Below are 459 nucleotides of genomic sequence, written 5' to 3'. Positions count from 1 at the left end.
ACTAGTTTCCTTGTAACGCTCTTGGACCATTATTTCGATTGTATCAGTGAATAGGAACCAAATAATCAATCCTAACCGTTTAACGTATCCCGTATAAGCGAGCTTGAACAGGCAATACTATAATAGAACAAAAAAAGCCCCAAGACCGATTGCTCGATCAGGGGACTAAATTTTTTGGTGTCATTTACTATTATCAGAATTGTTTTTGCACCTGTGCAAAGTTTAATTATGATAATTCACTAGGGTTTATAAATATACAGTGAGTTATCCAATAAAAGTGAATATGGATGAGCACTCTTTTTTCTTTATACAATTGTAGTGAATATTTTGAATTGTGTCATGCACAGGTACCTGAAATTCAGGCCCTTGAGATGAAAATTGCGGCATCCCCGCGTTTGATATTCTGGTTTGTCCCAAACTCTTTTCCGCTAATTCCCTCTGTAATCCCTTTTGTTAGTA

General features: G+C 36.2%; 1 protein-coding gene. It reads right to left on the bottom strand.

All coding sequences use genetic code 11. The features are described 5' to 3' along the window. Positions 1–358: 358 nt before the first annotated feature. The gene (locus FILTAD_RS16335; RefSeq protein ID WP_427854299.1) at positions 359–445 is read right to left on the bottom strand and encodes a hypothetical protein; all 87 of its coding nucleotides are present in this window, start codon (positions 443–445) and stop codon (positions 359–361) included. Between the last annotated feature and the right edge of the window lie 14 nt (positions 446–459).

This window comes from Filibacter tadaridae, assembly GCF_900609045.1.
GTDB lineage: Bacteria > Bacillota > Bacilli > Bacillales_A > Planococcaceae > Sporosarcina > Sporosarcina tadaridae.
This window is presented reverse-complemented; position numbering and strand designations above follow the sequence as displayed.